The organism is Magnetovibrio blakemorei, assembly GCF_001746755.1.
Lineage (GTDB): Bacteria > Pseudomonadota > Alphaproteobacteria > Rhodospirillales > Magnetovibrionaceae > Magnetovibrio > Magnetovibrio blakemorei.
On record NZ_MCGG01000052.1, the window covers coordinates 26,090 to 45,006 of the forward strand.

Sequence of the window (18,917 nt, forward strand, 5' to 3'; positions counted from 1 at the left end):
GATGAAAGACGAACTGAAAAAACGTATAATCACCGGGCCGGACGGCTTCGAATTCGAAGTCGATCCACTCAATGATTATTATTGCGACGCCCCGCCCAAGGTTCATCCCCCGGCGTATGTGAAGATTGTTGAAGACCTGTTCAACTGGGCGCGCTCTGAATCCATTTGGATTTTGGGTTTTGGCACCGGGTGCGGGGCCATCGAAATGCGGCCGTTGATGACGCCTCGCTTTGATGCCTATCGTTATGGCGTGCAATGGCGTCCGACGCCGCGCCAATCGAACCTGTTTATCATTTCCGGCTATCTGTCGGTGAAGACGCTGAAGCGCGTGATCCGCTCTTACGAACAAATGCAAAGCCCAAAATACGTCATCGGCTTGGGATCTTGCACCATCAACGGCGGCATGTATTGGGATTCTTACAACACCATCAAGAAGCTCGATGAATATCTGCCTGTTGATCTGTACATCGCAGGCTGCATGCCGCGCCCCGAAGCTTTGTTGAAAGGCTTTGAAGATTTGAAAAAGATTATCCGCGCAGGGGAAGGCGAAGGCGCCAACATCTATGCAAAAAACTTCGACTGGTACAAGGCAAACCAGAAGAAGGTGATCCAAGACTGGGATATGCCCGATTACAACTGGTAAAATATAATGCGCACACTGTATGCAGAACTGAACAAACGTTTTCCACTGGGCGAGTTAACCGTCCAGCGCGAAGACTTAGGATTTATCACCGTCGAGCGCGAACACCTGCGCGCGCTGTTGCTGCATTTGCGCGATTTGGAAGGTTTCACCCATTTGGTTCTGCTGACGGCGGTCGACTGGATGGAAGAGGGCATTTTCCAACTGACCTATTTGTTGAGCGATCGCAAAAAGCGGCGCGACTTGGGGCTTCGTGTGATGATCGCGCGCGACGGTGCGTCGATGGAGACAGTCCATGATGTGTGGCCGACGGCGGCGACATATCAGCGCGAACTGTGTGAGATGTTCGGCATCGATTTTCCCGACAGTCCCGGCGTGCACGATCCGTTTATCTTGGAAGGCTGGACCGACATTCCGCCCTATCGACGCGAGTTCGATACCAAAAAATATGCCGACGAAACATTCACCCATCGGGCGGGTCGCGAAACCAACGACCCGGCTGAATACATGAAAAAACAACTCTACCCGGACGGGGCTTGATATGGTGCTCTACCAACCTGATCGCAGCCAATACCCAAGCCAGAAAGCGGATGGCTCGCTCGACATAGATTTGACGTCGGGCAAGTATCTGAAACTTTGGCAGGGACCACAGCATCCCGGCATCACCGGCAACATGTCGCTGGAGCTGACGGTGTGTGGCGACGAAGTGGTTGAGGCGAAGACCCATGTCGGTTACCTCCACCGTGGTTTTGAAAAATTGATGGAGCGGCGCACCTTTATTCAGTGCTTCCCCATCGTGTGTCGCATCTGCGTGCCTGAACCGGATTTCAATGAATACTGTTACGCCGCAGCGGTCGAAGAGCTGGCCGGAATTGTTGCGCCGGAACGCGCAGACTGGATCCGCACCTTGATCTTGGAAATGGGCCGCATCAACAGCTATATGATGTACTTGGGCGGTCAGGCGGGCAGCTTGGGCCAAGGCGTTATTGGTCAGTGGACCACCTATGTGCGCGACTTGATGCTGGACCGGTTTGAAGAGCTGACGGGCGCGCGCATCTATCACATGTTTATTCTCCCCGGCGGCGTGCGCGACGGACTGCCCGATGGCTTTGCGGGGCGCATGGAAGAAACGCTGCAAGAAATCGAACGCACCATGAGCGACGTTTATGATGTGATGTTCTGCAATGCGGTGTTCAAAAAAAGAACCGTTGGTGTCGGTTACATCGACCCGGCGCTGCTGGAACCTTATGGCGTCACCGGACCGAATGCGCGGGCCGCTGGCGTGGTGAAGGACGTGCGCAAGGATCAGCCCTATCTGGTTTATCCGCAGCTTGATTTTGAACCCGTGATCGGACACGATTCCGATATTTTCACCCGTGCAGACGTGCGCCGTCGTGATGTTTTGGTGTCCATCGACTTGGTTCGCCAAATCATTGCCAAGATGCCCAAGACCGGACCGTTGATGACCAAGCTGCCCAATGTTTTGCATTGGAAAATCCCCCGTGGCGAAACCTATATCCGGGGCGAATGTTCGCGCGGTGAGTATGGCTATTACCTGGTCACGGACGGCAGCGGTTATCCCCGCCGCGTGAATGTGCGGGGGCCATCGTACACCCATGCCGTCGCACTTTTGGAACGACTGATCGTCAACGTCAACATTTCCGACGTGGCGGCGCTGATGGTTTCGCTGCACACCTACCCACCCGAGATTGAGAGATAGAAATGAGCTTACGCGACGTTCTCTCCCCCTTTAGTGCGTGGAAATATATCCTTCGCGATCCGGTGACGATCCCCGATCCCATCAATGATCGTCCAGGTTCGGCGCGCTATCGCGGTTTTCATCAAAACGATATGGAAAAATGCATCGGCTGCGGCACCTGTGAAGCGATTTGCCAGAACGGGGCCATCGATATGTTGCCGGTCGACGGCATTGTCACCCAAGGCGATGATTCCGGGCTGCGTCCGCGCATTGATTATGGCCGCTGCTGTTGGTGCGCGCTGTGCGTTGACATTTGCACCACCGGGTCGCTGACCATGTCCAACGCCTATCAGTGGGTGGAGCGGGACGCGGATGCTTATCTCTATACGCCGGGTGTCGATAAAAAAGAATGGGACGATGCCGAGTTGGGTTATCAACGCCCCGAAGCTCACCGCCTGAACTTGCATGCGCGCATTCCCATGGGCGAAACTGATGCCGATGTTCGGATCAATTCATTTTCCGAAATCGTCAACGGATATTCGGTTGCCGAGGCCAAGTTGGAGGCTGACCGTTGTGTGGCGTGCGGCTTGTGCGTCGCCACCTGTCCGACCCATATGTCGATCCCCGATTATATCGCCGCCGTGCGTGCAGGCGATTATGAACTTGGTCTGAAACTGCTGTATGAAACCAATCCGTTTTCCCAAGTGTGCGGACGGGTTTGTACCCATAAGTGCGAAACGGTTTGTGCCGCGCAGTACGAAGGAGACCCGATTGCGATCCGCTGGCTGAAACGCCACATTACGGACCAAGTCCCCTATGAGCGCTATGTCGACATCATCGGTGCGCCCGCACCCGCGACGGGTAAAACCGTTGCGGTGGTGGGCTCTGGCCCTGCGGGGTTAACGGCGGCCTTTGATTTGGCGCGGATGGGTCACAAAGTGGTGGTCTTCGAAGCCCTGAACAAACCCGGCGGCATGCCCCGCTACGGTATTCCCGAATATCGGTTGCCTTACGATGCTATGGATCGAGACATCGGTGTGATTGAGGCCCAAGGCGTGGACATCCGCTGCAATACCCGCATCGGCCCCAACAACGACATGGGCATCACCATGGATCAATTGAAGCAAGACTATGATGCCACTGTGCTGGCAATTGGTTTGCATCTGGGCCGTTCAACCCGCATCCCGGGGGCCGAACATGCCAACGTGACCAAGGCAGTGGATTTGTTGCGCGACATCACCGACGGCAAAACGTTTGATGTGCCGCGCACCGCGGTTGTGATCGGTGGCGGCAATGTCGCCATGGACATCGCCCGCAGTGTGGCGCGATTGCAAAAGCAGACGTACGGTGAAGTGAACATGACCGTGACGGCGCTGGAAGATCGCGCCCATTTCTTGGCCGATCCCGATGAAGTGAAAGAATGCGGCGAAGAAGGCATTGAGATTATAGATGCACGTGGCCCTCAGCAAATGGTGATCGACGAAAACGGTAACCTGCGCGGTTTGAAAACGTGGCGGGTGGTGTCTATTTTCGATGATCAGGGACGCTTTGCCCCCAGTTACGATGAAACGGATGAATGCCTTCACGAAGGTGAAATGGTCATCGAAGCCATCGGTCAAGCGTCTGACGTGAGCCTGTTGGGCGAGGCGTTGACGGAAGCCTTGGAATGGAACCGCGGGCGGCTTAAAGTGGATGGGGATGGACGAACATCCTTGCCGTGGCTGTGGTCGGGCGGGGATTGTGTAAACGGTCCGGACGTTGTTCACGCCGTCGCCGATGGTCACCGGGTGGCCAAAAGCGTCCACGGCTTTTTTGCACAGCAGGAGGTCAAGGCATGACCCACGGCCATGGACACGAAAAGCTTAAACACCTGACCAAACTGAAAGACATCTTGGAGGTGGCGACCGAGTTCGAGCGCACCGCACGGGATTTTTATCACGACTTAGCCCCCAAGGTCAGCAAGCACATCCGCTACTTGGTGGAAGAATTGGCCGAAGAAGAACAGAGCCACTTGGATCTGTTTTCCATGTTGGCCCAACGTCATGACTTAGATGAGGCACGGGAAATCAAAATCGAAGATCCAGCCAGTGACCGCAAGTTTTCAGATTGTGTGCATGTGCCCGATTTGGGTGAAAACCCTGACGACCAGACCGTTTTGCAATATGCCTTGATGCGTGAACATACCGCCATGGAGCAGTATCTCGCCTTGGCTGACAGCACCGAACCGGGGCCTATCCATGACCTGTTTAAGTATCTCGCCAACGAAGAAACCAAGCACAAGAACGAACTTGAAGTGCTGTACTATGAGATCATCCACAGCGGCGGTGTTTGACCCTAGACGCGGCCCTTTCTAAATGCGAGGTTTATCCTACTAAACATAGGAGAACACGTTGGGGCGCGACCCATTTACAGTTTTGTGGTTACAAGCCGGGTCTTGCGGCGGGTGCACCATGGCTGTTTTGGAAGCGGGCAGCCGCAACCTTTTTGACGAACTGCGCGGGCGCGCCATTGACGTGTTATGGCATCCGGCGCTGAGCGAAGCGACCGGTTCGGAAGTCCGTTCCCTGTTGGACGATATTGAAAATGATCGTGTGCATCTGGACGCGTTGTGTGTCGAAGGCACCTTGATGACCGGGCCGAAGGGGTCGGGTAAGTTTCAAATGTCGGCAAGTTTTGGCCGTCCCTTCGCTCATCTTGTTCGCGATCTTGCAGGGCGTGCGCGCTACGTTGTTGCGGTCGGTACCTGTTCGGCCTTTGGTGGCATTCCCGCCGCTAAAGGCGACGTAACGGAAGCCACCGGGTTGCAGTACTTGGATGACCACGTGGGTGGCTTGTTGGGCAAAAGTTTTGTCTCGGGGGCCGGTCTTCCGGTTATCAACATTTCCGGCTGTGCGCCGCATCCCGGGTGGATCATGGAAACGTTGAGCGCCTTGTCCATGGGCGATCTCAGGGGCGAAGACCTTGATGCCCTGGGGCGGCCGCGGTTTATTTCCAACCATTTGGCGCACCATGGCTGTGACCGCAACGAGTTTTATGAATTCAAGGCCAGTGCGGCGACCTTGTCCGATCGCGGTTGTTTGATGGAAAACTTAGGCTGTCGCGCAACCCAAGCCCAAGGCGATTGCAATCTGCGCGGTTGGAATGGCGAAGGGTCCTGCACCAAGGGCGGTTTTTCGTGCATTGCCTGTACGGCTCCCGGTTTTCAGAACATCCAAAACTATCATGAAACTCCAAAGCTTGCGGGTATCCCGGTGGGCTTGCCGGTCGATATGCCCAAAGCCTGGTTTGTTGCGCTTGCGGCGCTTTCCAAATCGGCGACCCCGGACCGGGTGCGCCGCAATGCCCATGCCGACCATGTGATTGTGCCGCCCGTGCGCCCGGCCCCAAAAAACACCAGTGCAAAAAAGGCTAAAGGGGATAAGCCATGACACGGCTGTTGGTCGGGCCCTTTAACCGCGTTGAAGGCGACTTGGAGGTCAACTTGGAAATCCATGACGGCCAGGTCGTTGAGGCACAGGCGATCTCTCCTCTCTATCGCGGTTTTGAAGCCATTTTGCAGGGGCGCCCGGCGTTGGATGCTTTGGTGATCGCACCGCGCATTTGCGGCATTTGCTCGGTCTCGCAATCTTTGGCGGCGGCGGCGGCGTTAAGATCGGTCGCTGGCCTTACGCCGCCCCCCAACGGCGTTCTGACGGCCAACATCGCCCATGCGGCAGAAAATGTGGCCGATCACCTGACCCACTTTTATCTGTTTTTCATGCCCGATTTTGCCCGCGATGTTTATGCGGGCGAAGCGTGGTTTGATTTAACGGCGGCGCGGTTTAAGGCCACCCAAGGCACAGGCGCGATGGCGTGGTTGGAACAACGTCAGCGCCTTTTGCACGTGATGGGTATTTTGGCCGGGAAATGGCCGCACAGCCTTGCGTTCCAGCCCGGCGGGTCCACCAAGTCCGTGGATAAAGGGGGCAAGGTGCGGCTTTTGTCCATCGTCCATGATCTGCGCCTTTATCTGGAAAGGACGCTGTTCGCGGACACCTTGGAGGCGGTGATAAGCCTTGCCGATACCCAAGCGCTGTTGGCGTGGGCGGATCAGCACCCCAGCGGGGATTTTGCGCATTTTCTGTCTGTATCTGCGGCGTGCGGCTTGGAGGCGTTGGGGCAAACCTCTTTGCCCTTGATGAGCTTTGGCGCGTATGCATCGGGCGAAGGCGCGCTGTTTGTCCAAGGTGTCTTTGACCATACCCAAGGCGGCCACGCCCTTGATGTTGCAACCTTGAGCGAGGATTTGACCAGCACTTGGATGCAAGGGGAAAGCGGGCATCCCGGCCAGTCGTCTGCCCACATCGATGTGAACAAAGACGGCGCCTACACGTGGTGCAAAGCGCCACGTCTGGATGCAAAGCCCGTTGAAGTCGGCGCATTGGCGCGGCAAGCCGTTGATGCGCAGCCTTTGGTGAGGGACCTTCTCAAGTTGGGCCAAAGCAACGTTCAGGTGCGTATTGTTGCGCGGCTGATTGAAACGGCCCGCCTGGTTCTGGCCTTGGAAGACTGGGTTCGGGCCCTGCAGCCGGGGGAACCGTTTTGCCTGCCCGACGCGTTACCCGAGAGCGGCGCGGGCGTTGGTCTTGTGGAAGCGGCGCGGGGCAGTCTCGGACACTGGTTGGAGATTCAAAACGGTCATTTGTCGCACTATCAAATCATCGCGCCCACCACGTGGAATTTTTCCCCACGGTGCGCGAGTGGTCTGCCGGGACCGCTTGAACAAGCGCTGGTAGGCACCCCCGTTCGCAACGGGGAACAAGACCCCGTTGCCGTGCAGCACGTGGTCAGGTCCTTTGATCCCTGCATGGTGTGCACGGTACATTAGGCATGCCGTGAACGCCGCGGTTTGCCCTAAATATCTCTAATTTCACGATATTTTATGATGAAAACTTAGTATCCGATAGTGGGTACTAAGTTTATTGTTCTGCGCTATTTCAGTTTTGCGTCAAACAAAAGTGCGCCCTATCAAGTTGTTTTTTCAGGAAAATAGAAGCTGGCACAGAAGCTGCAGTATTGCCGCCTAAGTGCTGCGCCGTCGGCTTTGTCAAAAGGCCGTGGTCATGAAACGCCCGCTTGATAACGGAGGCCCTGATGGCTGAAAAAGAATTTGATACGGATGGCTTTGATTTTTCTGAAGTCGAAAAGAGACTGGGCGTTTCGCGCCGAACTTTTTTAACGTTCTGTATGGGCGTTGCAGGGTCCTTGGGGCTGTCGACAAAATCTGCGTTCGCCATGGCGAAGGCGATTGCCGAGCCTAAGATGCGCCCGCCAGTGATTTGGCTGCATGGACAAGAATGTACCGGACCAACGGAATCGCTGTTGCGCTCCGAACAGCCGTCTCTGGCGCACCTGATTTTGGACATGATCTCGTTGGATTACCACCAGACCCTGGATGCGGGTGCTGGGCACAAGGTTGAAGAGATCAAGAAAAAATCCATGGAAGCCAACAAGGGCAAGTACCTGTTGGTGGTCGAAGGCGCCATTCCGGTTAATGATGGCGGCATCTATTGCAAAATTGCCGGCGAAACCATGTTGGACCTGACCCGCGAAGCCGCCGAACACGCCGCCGCCATTGTTGCGTTTGGGTCGTGCGCCAGCTGGGGTGGTGTTCAATCGGCATCGCCCAATCCAACAGGGGCCAAAGGTGCTCAGGCTGTGTTGCCGGGCAAGCCCGTGGTGAACATTCCTGGTTGCCCGCCAAACCCGGCGAACTTCTTGGGCACGGTTTTGTACTTCGTGACGTTCGGCAAACTGCCGCCGTTGGATGCGCAGAACCGTCCCAAATGGGCTTATGGTCGTTTGATTCATGAAAACTGTTATCGTCGTCCGCACTTTGATGCGGGGCGGTTTGCGACAGAGTTTGGCGATGAAGGTCACAAGCTGGGTCACTGCCTGTACAAGTTGGGTTGTAAGGGACCGGAAACCTACAACAACTGCCCCAGCCTTGAATTTAACAATGTCGGCGGCGGTGTGTGGCCCATCGGGGTTGGCCATCCGTGCTTTGGCTGTTCCGAAGAAGGTATCGGCTTCAACAAGCCGATGTTTGCGCTTGCGGATGTGAAGACTCATACGCCGCCGAACAATTTCCCCGACATTGATGATCGTCAAAGCTCAAGTGGTGTTTCACCGGGGGCGGCGGCGTTGGGCGGTGCTGCGGTCGGTGCGGTTGTCGGGGCAACATTGGTTGCGGCGAAAAAGCTGAGCGCGTCTGACGACAGTTCCAATTCCGACGACCAAAACAGTTAAGGGGGCGCGTCATGAAACGCAGGGATTTCCTCAAAGGAAGCTTACAGTCGGGCGCGGCGGTGCTCACAGGGGGGGCTTTGGCCCCGGTCACCGCCGAAGCACGCCCCAACCTTCAGCCCAAAGAAGACGCCATCGGTATGCTGTTTGATTCAACCTTGTGCGTTGGCTGCAAAGCCTGCGTTGCCAAGTGCAAACAAGTGAACGACATGCCCCCGGTTACGGAAAGTGAAATCCGGGCCTGGGATGAAGCCCGCGACTTATCGGGTGACACCTTGAACGTTATCAAAACCTATAAAAATGGTGACGGTTCGACCAAGGACGCTGAAAACAACGGCTTTGCGTTTGAAAAGCGCAGCTGCATGCATTGTGTGGACCCGGGATGTGTCTCCGTCTGCCCCGTGACGGCCCTGACGCAGCACGAAAAAACCGGCATCGTTTCGTACAACCCTGATGCCTGCATCGGCTGTCGCAACTGCATGGCGGGGTGTCCCTACAACGTGCCTCAGTTCCAATACGACAAGCCCTTCGGGCAGATCATGAAGTGTCAGATGTGCAACCAGAAAGGTGTGGAACGCATCGACAACGGTCTACTGACAGGGTGTTCCGAAGTGTGCCCAACGGGCGCAACGTTATTTGGCACGCGCAAAGCCTTGCTGGCCGAAGCCAAGCGTCGCATGGAATTGAAACCCGGCGATACCTATACCTATCCTCGCGGCGATGTGAGCAACCCCGGCAGCTATCACGACAAACGTGTCCCCACCTACAAACAACACATTTGGGGGGAAACGGAAGCGGGCGGCACCAACGTCATGCACATATCGGCCATTTCGTTCGACAAGCTGGGCTTGCCGCCATTGGGTGAGCGGTCTGCGTGTTCGGTCGCCGAAGGGGTGCAGCATTCTCTGTACAGTTATCTGGCATTGCCGGCCGTCTTGATGGCGGGGCTGTCTTATGTCGTCAAACGCAATACCGACGAAGAAGGAGAAGGCTCATGAGCGCGCATGAAAAAGCCGGCGGACGGATCTTCACGCTACCGTTTATGATCCTCAGCGTGATCGCCGCCATCGGTGTCTATTTTATCATCCAGCGTTTTGTTTACGGCATGGGTGCGGTGGCAAACATCAATGGCGGGTTCCCGTGGGGGATTTGGGTGGTTTACGATGTGGTGATCGGCACGGGCTTGGCCTGTGGCGGGTATGCCTTGGCGTTCACCGTCTATGTTTTTAACAAAGGCCAGTACCATCCCCTCGTGCGCCCTGCCTTGTTGGCCAGTCTGTTGGGCTATGCCCTGGGTGGTTTTGGTGCGTTTTTCGATATGGGCCGTTGGTGGCAATTTTATAATATTTTTCTGCCTTGGAACTGGAACTTCAATTCCGTGATGTTAGAAGTCGGCCTGTGTGTTGCTTTGTACATCATCGTACTGATTATTGAATTCTCGCCTGCATTCTTGGAGAAGATCGGTGCAACAGGCTTGCTCAAAGCCCTCAACAAGGTGCTGTTCTTGTTCATCGCTTTGGGCGTTGTGTTGCCAACCATGCACCAGTCATCGCTGGGATCTTTGCTGATCGCCATGGGCTACAAGGTTGATCCGTTGTGGCAGACCATGCAGTTCCAACCGCTGTTCGCAGTGGTGAGTGCGTTGATCATGGGTTTTTCTATCGTCATCTTCGAAGCCTCGCTGTCTCATGTCCGCTTTGGCGGTAAATCTGAAACGCCTTTGTTGGGTGTATTGGGAAAAATCGCTGTGGGCTTGATGGCTGTGTTTGTTCTGGTTCGCTTGGGCGTCTTGGCGGGGCAGGGGAAATTGGGCCTGATGTTTGCGGGGGATTTTTCCAGCGCGATGTTCATTTTGGAAATGGCGCTGTTTATCTTCCCGGCATTCGTCCTTTTGTCGGCAACAAAACGGCATAACGGTGGAGCTTTGTTGATTGCCGCCGTGTCCATGTTGTTCGCCGGATCGCTTTATCGCTTTAACGCCTTTTTATTCACCTACAATCCGGGACCTGGATATTCATACTTCCCCTCTGTTCCGGAAATCATGGTGACCTTGGGCATCATTGCAATCGAAATAATGGTCTATTTGATCATCGTGAAAACCATGCCTGTTCTGCATCGCAGCGAACACGCCTGAACCATTCGGCTAAGGAGAAAAGATCGTGACAACACGTATTACCGTTGACCCCATTACCCGGATTGAAGGCCATCTGCGTATTGATGTGGAAGTTGATAATGGGAAAGTGACCAAAGCGTGGTCGTCGGGCCAGATGTGGCGCGGCATCGAAAAGATTTTGATCGGCCGCGACCCGCGCGAAGCCTGGATGTACACGCAGCGCTTCTGTGGCGTGTGCACAACGGTGCACGCCATCACGTCTGTTCGCGCCGTCGAAAACGCGCTGCAAATGGAAATTCCGGTGAATGCGCAACTGGTGCGCAACATCATCCAGACAGCCCACGCCGTGCAAGATCACATCGTGCACTTTTATCACCTGTCTGCGGTGGATTGGGTGGATGTGGTTTCAGCGTTGAAGGCCGATCCGAAGGCCACCTCTAAGTTGGCGGAAAGCCTCTCTGATTGGCACATGAACAGCGAACACGAAATGCGCGCCGTTCAGGAACGACTGCAAACCTTCGTCAACAGCGGCCAACTGGGCCCGTTCGCCAGCGGTTTCTGGGGCCACCCGGCCATGAAGTTGCCGCCGGAAGTGAACCTTTTGGCCGTTGCGCACTACTTGCAGGCGCTTGACATCCAAAACCACGCCAACAAAATCGTCGCCATCTTGGGCGGCAAAAGCCCGCACATCCAAAACGTTGCGGTCGGCGGCATCAGCAATTCCATCAGCCATGAGGCGCCGTCGGTGCTGAACATTGAACGTCTGATGTTGGTCAAAGGCTTCATTGATAAGTTGGAGCCGTTTGTCAAATCCGCGTATTTGACGGACGTTCCGGCGATTGGTGCTTTCTACCTGGATTGGACCAAACTGGGCGGTGGCGTCATGAATTACCTGTCGGTTCCCGATTGCCCGCAAGACACCAAAGGCACCAAGTTCGATATGGTTGGCGGTTACATTGAAAACGGCGATCTGGCCAGCTATAAACCGATCACCAACTTCAACGATTCCTACTTCCGTGACGGTGTGGCGGAAAGCTCGAAGCATTCGTGGTATGAAGGCGACAAGGCTTTGCACCCGTTCAAGGGCGAAACCAATCCGCAATACACAGACTTTCAGGACGAAGGCAAATATTCTTGGGTTAAAGCGCCGACGTTCTACGGCAAGCGTGCCGAAGTGGGGCCGTTGGCGAACGTGTTGGTTTCCGTCGCCGCGGGCAATGAGCGTTACACCAACTATCTCAATCAAGCCATTGGCGTGATCAAAACGGTTTCCGGTGCATCTGAAATTCCCATGTCGGCGCTGCATTCGACCATTGGCCGTCACGCGGCACGCGCGGTGCGCTGTGCGGTGTTGATCGATGTCTTAAAAGATCAATGGACCAAGTTGGTGGAAAACATTGCTTCGGGCGATGCCGACACGTTTAACGCGCCGGTCTTCCCCAAGGGTGAAATTGAAGGTTTTGGATTCCACGAAGCACCGCGCGGAGCATTGTCGCATTGGGTGGTTATCGAAGATGGTAAGATCAAAAACTACCAGGCCGTGGTGCCCAGCACCTGGAATGCCGGACCCCGCGATGCGAATGATGAGCCGGGACCCTATGAAGCATCATTGATGGACAACCCGGTGGCCGATCCGGAAAATCCCTTGGAAGTGTTGCGCACCGTTCACTCCTTTGATCCGTGTATCGCGTGTGCCATTCACATGGTCGATACGGAACAAAAGGAAATCGTGAAGGTCAAAGCATTATGACAGAGAACTATTCAATTTACGGCAATGGTGAAATCCTGGTCATCGGCATGGGCAACGTGTTGATGCAAGATGAAGGTGTTGGTGTGCGCGCCATCGAAGAACTCGAAAGCCGTTTCATCATCACGTCCAGCCCCGGTGGCGTCGACATTATGGACGGCGGCACCACAGGCACGGAACTGCTTGAGCCCATGCGTGGGGTCAAGCACTTGATCGTCGCCGATGCGATCAATACCGGCGCCCCCGCCGGTACCATCGTGCGCATTGCCGACGATCAAGTTCCGGCGTTTTTTCAAACCAAGCTGTCCAACCATCAACTGGGTTTGTCAGATCTGTTGGCCTTGATGACCTTAAGCGGCGATGCCCCGGAACACGTCACCATCATTGGCATGGTTCCCCATCACCTGGAAAACAAGCTGGGTCTCAGCGATGAAGCAAAAGCAGGATTGAGCGAAATGGTCGCGATGTTGGTGAGAGAGCTTGCCAGCCTGGGTGTTAAGTTCGCCAAACGCGATGAATGCCTGCCGTGCTATTGGGCGGAGCAGGCCAAGTTGGAAGCGGCTGGATCATGTGCGTAGGCGTGCCCCTGAAGATCGTTGAAGCGGGCGATTTTGTCGCCCGCGGCGAAGGTCGAAATGGCATTGAGGACGTCAACTTGATGCTGATTGGATCTCAACCCGTCGGCACCTGGGTGTTGAACTTTTTAGGTTCAGCGCGCGAAGTGATTTCAGAACAAGACGCCGCCCAAATCAATTCAGCGCTGGATGGGTTAACCGCCATCATGAACGGCGAAGAGACGATTGACGTCGACCGCTATTTCCCCGATATCGCCAACCTGTAAAGCAAGAGAGTCAATCATGAAATCACCGGAGCAACTCGCCATAGACGTTCAACAAGCCTTTGACGTCATCCTTCGTGAAAACATGACGGGGCTTCCCATCGTCAATACCATGCTGGAGGTTGAAACGGTGGGATTCATGGAACACGACGGCCGTGTTGTTGGCATCATCGTGACGCCGTGGCTGATGACCCTGGCGGTGTTCCCGGGCGATGACGAAGATTGGAGCAACGTCACTGTGGGAACCAAGCGGTCCTTCACCTTTCCGGCACGTGCCTACGACTTTATGGCCAATGAAATTGACGGTGTCGGTCCTTTTTACGGTTTTGCCCTGCATTCACCGATGAACGACTTTGAACATCAGCCCCATGCCGTTGCCGGTGCGGTGGCCTTCCTGGAAGTTTTGATGGTCGAAAACGAACATCCGGAAGACGAACTCGATGAAAAACGCCTCGCCATGTTCTTGGACGGCGAAACCATGGAATCCATCAAAAAAAAGGAATGTGCCGCTGCAAACCCTGTCGTAGATGGTGAAACGACGTTGGACAAAACCAGGCCAAAAGAAATGGGCCGCCGGGCATTTTTGAGCGGTGGCGTCCGGACCGGATCACGCCCTCTGGTTTGAGGCTTCAATTTATCATGATTTCGCCGATTATTCGGTTGGTTTTGGTCCATACTGAGGTTTACCATCTAAGTGTCATCAAGTGGGCGGAATGAAGGCGAATAGCGACTTATGGGCATTGAAGGGCGTCTAGATATCAGCTTCGAGGTGGAAGGGGGTAAGGTTCTCGGCGTAGGCATTGCGTCTTCGCGTCCCTTGCGCATCACATCCTTGTTTGCCGGGAAAACGCCCGAAAACGTATTGGCCCTGATTCCGACGCTCTATAGCATTTGTGGAACCGCGCAAACGTGTGCCGCTGTTGGGGCTTTTGAACACGCATTGGGCCTTCACGTGAGCCCTTCCATACGGGCAGCGCGAGAAATAGCGGTTTGGGCGGAAACGGCGCGTGAACACCTGTTGCGCTTGGTGATGATGATCGGCCGTCCCTCTGAACGGTTTGGCATTGGTGACATTATGCCGATGACCCAGCAGATGAAAGCGGCGCTGGACTCGGTTTTTAAGTTAGGTGCTGATGGCGATTGTGCAGGCGATCTGGCGGAACACATTGACCGTTTAGACGATTATTTGGCCCGCGCCGTGTATGGGGAGCCCTTAGGTACATGGCGTGCTCGCCAAGGTTCGGCAGCGCTGGCGCCGTGGATCGCAGCGCAATCCACGGATGTGGCGGCTCTGTTGGGGCAAATCGATCAAAAAGAGTGGTGGCGCATCGGTGGCGCGGGCGCACTGGATGGGCTGCCTCTGTTGAAGGGGGCGGACTTGGTTAATGCCATGAAAACAGACGATTTTATTGCTTTCCCGACCTGGCAGGGGCATTCTTATGAGACGACCCCGTTGGCGCGCCAAGCCCAAGAGAGCGTGATCCGCGACCTGATGGCCCAAAGCGGTACGGGTTTGATGACGCGCTTGATCGCCTTGTTGGTGGAATTGGCCAAGATTCCTGACCACATGCGACAATTGCTTGACGCGTCGAAAAGTGAAACCATAGGGGGCCTGAACAAGGACATCGCAACGGCTGTCGAAAAGGGTATCGGCTTGGCTCAAGTTGAAGCCGCTCGTGGTCGCCTTGCCCATGCCGTGTGGATGGACAAAGGCAAAGTGGACCAATACCGGATTTTGGCGCCGACGGAATGGAATTTCCACCCCCAAGGCATCGCGGCCAAAGCGCTGAAGGCGTTGTCGTTTGCGGATGGAGATGTGACTGACCTGAAAGCACAGGCCGACGCCGTGATCAGCGCCATCGACCCGTGTGTGGCCTATGAAGTGAGGATAACCTGATGCACGAACTGTCCATCTGCGAAGGTATTCTTCAGGTCATTGAAGACCAAGCCGCCGAGCAGAAGTTCACGTCTGTGGAAAAGGTCCGCTTGGAAATTGGCGCTCTGGCGGGGGTTGAATTGGAAGCGTTGAAGTTTGGGTTTGATGTTGTGACAAAGAATTCCCTGGCGGAAAATGCCGTCTTGGAAATCATCACCGTGGACGGCACGGCGTGGTGCATGCCTTGTCAAAAGCCCGTTCCAATTTCCCAGCGTTATGACGCTTGTCCCGAATGTGGTGGATTTCAACTGCAAGTCACCAGCGGCGATGAACTGCGGATCAAAGATTTGGAGGTCAACTGATGTGTAACGTATGTGGATGCGCCCAAGGCGAAACCAAAATCGATGGTCAGACGCCTCATGCCCACACTCATGACCACGATCATGACCACAGTCACGGGCATGACCACGGGCATAGTCACGACCATGATCATCATCACGACCATGGCCACAGTCACGACCACAGTCATGAACAGCATCATCATGGTCACAATCACGATTATGGGCAGGGGCCGGCGCATGCCCATGCTCCAGGTCTGAGCCAAAGCCGCATGGTTCAAATCGAACAAGATATCTTGTCGAAAAATGATGCTTACGCGGCTGAAAATCGCGGCTACTTGAAGGCGCTGGGTATTCTGGCTTTGAACTTTGTCTCCAGCCCCGGTTCCGGTAAAACGACCTTGCTGGCGCGCACCATCACCGACTTAAAGGGCGATGTGCCCATCACCGTGATCGAGGGCGACCAACAAACCGCCAACGATGCCGAACGCATTCGCGCCACCGGGGCCAAGGCCGTGCAGGTCAACACTGGAAAGGGCTGTCACTTGGACGGCCACATGGTCGGTCGCGCCTTGGAGTCCCTGGCTCCTGAAAAAAACAGTCTGTTGTTCATTGAAAACGTCGGCAACTTGGTGTGCCCGGCGGGTTTTGATTTGGGGGAAAAACTCAAAGTTGTGATTTTGTCGGTGACCGAAGGTGAAGATAAGCCGCTGAAATATCCCGATATGTTTCATGCGGCGGGGTTGATGCTGTTGAACAAGATTGATCTGTTGCCGTACTTGAATTTCGACGTGGATCTCTGCATTGAAAACGCCCGACGCGTCAATCCGGATATTCGTGTGCTGCAAGTGTCGGCCACGTCCGGCGAAGGTTTGGATGACTGGTATGCTTGGATCAAATCCGAAGCCACCCAAACCCAATCAAAGGAGGCTTAGCGCATGTGTCTGGCAATTCCGGCCCGGGTCAAAGAACGCCTTGGCGATGACATGGCAAAAGTCGATTTGGATGGGGTGCTCAAAGACATCTCCATCGCACTGACGCCGGATGTGGTGGAGGGCGATTACGTGATTGTCCATGTCGGTTATGCGTTGTCGGTGATTGACCCGGAAGAAGCGCAAAAGACGTTGGCGCTGTTCGATGAAATGCAAGCTGCAGGCGCGCTGGCGGCGGTCACGTCATGAAGTACGTTGACGAATTTCGCGATGGTAAATTGGGGGCGAAGATAGCTGCCAGCATTCGTGCGGAAGCCGATCCAAAACGTCACTACTCCTTCATGGAGTTTTGCGGCGGACATACCCATGCGATTTCCCGGTACGGCATTGCCGATATGTTGCCCGACAATGTGCACATGATTCACGGTCCCGGTTGTCCCGTGTGCGTTTTGCCCGTGGGGCGCATCGATCAGGCCATTGAATTGGCGTCGCGTGAAAATGTCACCTTGTGCACCTATGGTGACTTGATGCGTGTCCCCGCGTCCAAGCGCCGCAGTCTGCTGCAAGCCAAGGCGGACGGGTCCGACATTCGCATGGTGTATTCGACTTTGGATGCGTTGAAGATCGCCGAACAAGAACCGGAACGCCGGGTGGTGTTTTTTGCCATCGGATTTGAAACCACGACGCCGCCGACGGCGTTGGCAATCAAGGTGGCGGCGAAAAAGAAACTGAAAAACTTTTCAGTCTTTTGCAATCATGTGCTGACACCGGCGGCCATTCAAAATATTTTGGAAAGCCCCGACGTGCGGGAACTGGGCACGGTGCAGTTGGACGGGTTTGTCGGTCCGGCCCACGTCAGCACCGTCATCGGCACCCAGCCTTATGAATATTTCGCGGAAGAATTTCACAGCCCCGTGGTGGTCGCCGGGTTTGAGCCGTTGGACATGATTCAAGCGATCTTGATGTTGGTGCGCCAAGTCAACGCGGGCACCAATTTGGTTGAAAACGAATTTTCCCGCGCGGTCAAACGCCACGGCAATGAACACGCCAAACGCGATGTGGCGGACGTGTTTGAATTGCGTAAAACCTTTGAATGGCGGGGCTTGGGCGAAGTCCCTTACAGCGCGCTGCGGATCAAGGATAGCTACAGCGAATTTGATGCGGAGCGCTTGTTTTCGATGACCTATGTGCCCACCCCAGATAACCCGGCGTGCGATTGCGGGGCGATTTTGCGGGGCGTCAAAAAGCCCACCGACTGCAAACTGTTCGGAACCGCGTGTACGCCCGACACCCCGATGGGATCGTGTATGGTCTCGTCCGAAGGTTCCTGTGCTGCGCATTGGACCTATGGGCGTTTTCGCGATGAAGATAAGGCCGACAATAACAAGGCACGAGCATGAACAACATGAAAACGCGCAAAGCCAAGCTGGACATCAAATCGGGCCGGGTCAATTTGACCCACGGTGCGGGCGGGCGGGCGATGAACGATTTGATCGAAGTGATCTTTAAAAATGCGTTCGACAATGACTTTTTGGCCCAAGGCAACGATCAGTCAGCCTTTGATGTTGGCGAAGGTCGCATGGTGATGAGCACAGATGGCTATGTGATTACACCGATGTTTTTCCCCGGCGGCGATATAGGTTCCCTGGCCGTGCACGGCACCGTCAACGATGTTGCGCTTTCGGGCGCCAAGCCGCTATATCTATCCGCCGGATTTATCATCGAAGAAGGTTTTCCGTTAGCCGACCTGAAACGCATTGTCGACAGCATGGGGGCCGCTTCGCGGGCGGCTGGCGTGCCCATCATCACCGGCGATACCAAGGTGGTGAACAAGGGCATGGCCGACGGCGTGTTCATCACCACGGCGGGGGTCGGCGTTGTGCCCAAGGGTTTGGAGCTGTCCGGCGACAAAGCGCGGGTGGGTGATAAAATCATTGTTAGTGGAACCCTGGGCGATCACGGTGTCGCGGTGATGTCGAAGCGGGAAAATTTGTCGTTTGAAGTTGAAATCGAATCAGATTCAGCCGCTTTGCACACCCTGATTGCGGACATGGTGGCGGGTCACGGCGCGGCACTTCGGTGCATGCGCGATCCCACCCGTGGCGGTCTGGCGGCGACCTTGAACGAACTGGCCGAACAATCGAACGTCGGTATGTGCATTCGTGAGGCGGACGTGCCGTTGAAACCCCAAGTCGTTGCCGCGTGTGAGCTGTTAGGCTTGGACCCACTGAACGTCGCCAACGAAGGCAAGCTTATCGCCATTATCGCGCCCGAAGCGGCGGATGATTTGGTGGCCCTGATGCGCGCCCATCCTTTAGGTCAGGACGCCGCCGTGATTGGCGAGGTGGTGGCCGATGAACGCAATTTTGTGCGTATGAAAACCGCGTTTGGCGGCGAACGCATGGTCGATTGGCTATCGGGTGAACAACTGCCCAGGATTTGTTAGACC

At 55.3% G+C, this 18,917-nt stretch carries 20 protein-coding genes; all 20 read left to right on the top strand.

Annotation, left to right across the window (positions count from 1 at the left end; all coding sequences use genetic code 11):
• Position 1: 1 nt before the first annotated feature.
• Complete coding sequence (locus BEN30_RS13150; protein ID WP_084005542.1) at positions 2-643, top strand: NuoB/complex I 20 kDa subunit family protein; 642 nt, start codon at positions 2-4, stop codon at positions 641-643.
• A 6-nt stretch (positions 644-649) separates the two neighbouring features.
• Positions 650-1,180 carry an NADH-quinone oxidoreductase subunit C gene (locus tag BEN30_RS13155; protein ID WP_069958785.1) on the top strand — a complete coding sequence of 177 codons (531 nt, stop codon included), beginning with the start codon at positions 650-652 and terminating at the stop codon, positions 1,178-1,180.
• Between the two features lies 1 nt (position 1,181).
• Entirely contained in the window at positions 1,182-2,360 is a 1,179-nt protein-coding gene (locus tag BEN30_RS13160; protein ID WP_084005544.1) for an NADH-quinone oxidoreductase subunit D, read from the top strand.
• Positions 2,361-2,362: 2 nt separating this feature from the next.
• Positions 2,363-4,177, top strand: a complete 1,815-nt coding sequence (locus tag BEN30_RS13165; RefSeq protein ID WP_069958786.1) for an FAD-dependent oxidoreductase — start codon at positions 2,363-2,365, stop codon at positions 4,175-4,177.
• A complete protein-coding gene (locus tag BEN30_RS13170; RefSeq protein WP_069958787.1) occupies positions 4,174-4,671 on the top strand; it encodes a ferritin family protein in 498 nt (165 codons plus the stop codon). The genes BEN30_RS13165 and BEN30_RS13170 overlap by 4 nt, the downstream gene beginning before the upstream one ends.
• A gap of 118 nt (positions 4,672-4,789) precedes the next feature.
• Positions 4,790-5,767, top strand: coding sequence for an NADH-quinone oxidoreductase subunit B family protein (locus tag BEN30_RS13175; protein ID WP_084005546.1), 978 nt, complete (start codon positions 4,790-4,792; stop codon positions 5,765-5,767).
• Positions 5,764-7,206: a nickel-dependent hydrogenase large subunit gene (locus tag BEN30_RS13180; protein WP_069958789.1), complete on the top strand. Its 1,443-nt coding sequence runs from the start codon at positions 5,764-5,766 to the stop codon at positions 7,204-7,206. Before BEN30_RS13175 ends, BEN30_RS13180 begins: the two co-directional genes overlap by 4 nt.
• Before the next feature lie 266 nt (positions 7,207-7,472).
• The gene (locus tag BEN30_RS13185) at positions 7,473-8,627 is read left to right on the top strand and encodes a hydrogenase small subunit (protein WP_069958790.1); all 1,155 of its coding nucleotides are present in this window, start codon (positions 7,473-7,475) and stop codon (positions 8,625-8,627) included.
• Positions 8,628-8,638: 11 nt separating this feature from the next.
• The gene (hybA, locus tag BEN30_RS13190) at positions 8,639-9,622 is read left to right on the top strand and encodes a hydrogenase 2 operon protein HybA (protein WP_069958791.1); all 984 of its coding nucleotides are present in this window, start codon (positions 8,639-8,641) and stop codon (positions 9,620-9,622) included.
• Entirely contained in the window at positions 9,619-10,758 is a 1,140-nt protein-coding gene (hybB, locus tag BEN30_RS13195; RefSeq protein ID WP_069958792.1) for a Ni/Fe-hydrogenase cytochrome b subunit, read from the top strand. Before hybA ends, hybB begins: the two co-directional genes overlap by 4 nt.
• 25 nt (positions 10,759-10,783) lie before the next feature.
• Positions 10,784-12,487: a nickel-dependent hydrogenase large subunit gene (locus tag BEN30_RS13200; RefSeq protein WP_069958793.1), complete on the top strand. Its 1,704-nt coding sequence runs from the start codon at positions 10,784-10,786 to the stop codon at positions 12,485-12,487.
• Positions 12,484-13,062 carry a HyaD/HybD family hydrogenase maturation endopeptidase gene (locus tag BEN30_RS13205; RefSeq protein WP_069958794.1) on the top strand — a complete coding sequence of 193 codons (579 nt, stop codon included), beginning with the start codon at positions 12,484-12,486 and terminating at the stop codon, positions 13,060-13,062. The genes BEN30_RS13200 and BEN30_RS13205 overlap by 4 nt, the downstream gene beginning before the upstream one ends.
• 2 nt (positions 13,063-13,064) lie before the next feature.
• Positions 13,065-13,325 carry a HypC/HybG/HupF family hydrogenase formation chaperone gene (locus BEN30_RS13210; RefSeq protein WP_170827061.1) on the top strand — a complete coding sequence of 87 codons (261 nt, stop codon included), beginning with the start codon at positions 13,065-13,067 and terminating at the stop codon, positions 13,323-13,325.
• A gap of 16 nt (positions 13,326-13,341) precedes the next feature.
• Positions 13,342-13,947 carry a [NiFe]-hydrogenase assembly chaperone HybE gene (hybE, locus tag BEN30_RS13215; RefSeq protein WP_069958796.1) on the top strand — a complete coding sequence of 202 codons (606 nt, stop codon included), beginning with the start codon at positions 13,342-13,344 and terminating at the stop codon, positions 13,945-13,947.
• A 108-nt stretch (positions 13,948-14,055) separates the two neighbouring features.
• Positions 14,056-15,219 (top strand): nickel-dependent hydrogenase large subunit, encoded by a 1,164-nt coding sequence (locus BEN30_RS13220; RefSeq protein WP_069958797.1) that lies wholly within the window; start codon positions 14,056-14,058, stop codon positions 15,217-15,219.
• Positions 15,219-15,560, top strand: a complete 342-nt coding sequence (gene hypA / locus BEN30_RS13225) for a hydrogenase maturation nickel metallochaperone HypA (RefSeq protein ID WP_069958798.1) — start codon at positions 15,219-15,221, stop codon at positions 15,558-15,560. Before BEN30_RS13220 ends, hypA begins: the two co-directional genes overlap by 1 nt.
• Positions 15,560-16,471: a hydrogenase nickel incorporation protein HypB gene (gene hypB, locus BEN30_RS13230; RefSeq protein WP_069958799.1), complete on the top strand. Its 912-nt coding sequence runs from the start codon at positions 15,560-15,562 to the stop codon at positions 16,469-16,471. The genes hypA and hypB overlap by 1 nt, the downstream gene beginning before the upstream one ends.
• Positions 16,472-16,474: 3 nt before the next feature.
• Positions 16,475-16,717 carry a HypC/HybG/HupF family hydrogenase formation chaperone gene (locus BEN30_RS13235; protein ID WP_069958800.1) on the top strand — a complete coding sequence of 81 codons (243 nt, stop codon included), beginning with the start codon at positions 16,475-16,477 and terminating at the stop codon, positions 16,715-16,717.
• Positions 16,714-17,868 carry a hydrogenase formation protein HypD gene (gene hypD, locus BEN30_RS13240; RefSeq protein WP_069958801.1) on the top strand — a complete coding sequence of 385 codons (1,155 nt, stop codon included), beginning with the start codon at positions 16,714-16,716 and terminating at the stop codon, positions 17,866-17,868. The genes BEN30_RS13235 and hypD overlap by 4 nt, the downstream gene beginning before the upstream one ends.
• Positions 17,865-18,914: a hydrogenase expression/formation protein HypE gene (gene hypE / locus BEN30_RS13245; RefSeq protein WP_069958802.1), complete on the top strand. Its 1,050-nt coding sequence runs from the start codon at positions 17,865-17,867 to the stop codon at positions 18,912-18,914. Before hypD ends, hypE begins: the two co-directional genes overlap by 4 nt.
• Positions 18,915-18,917: the final 3 nt, after the last annotated feature.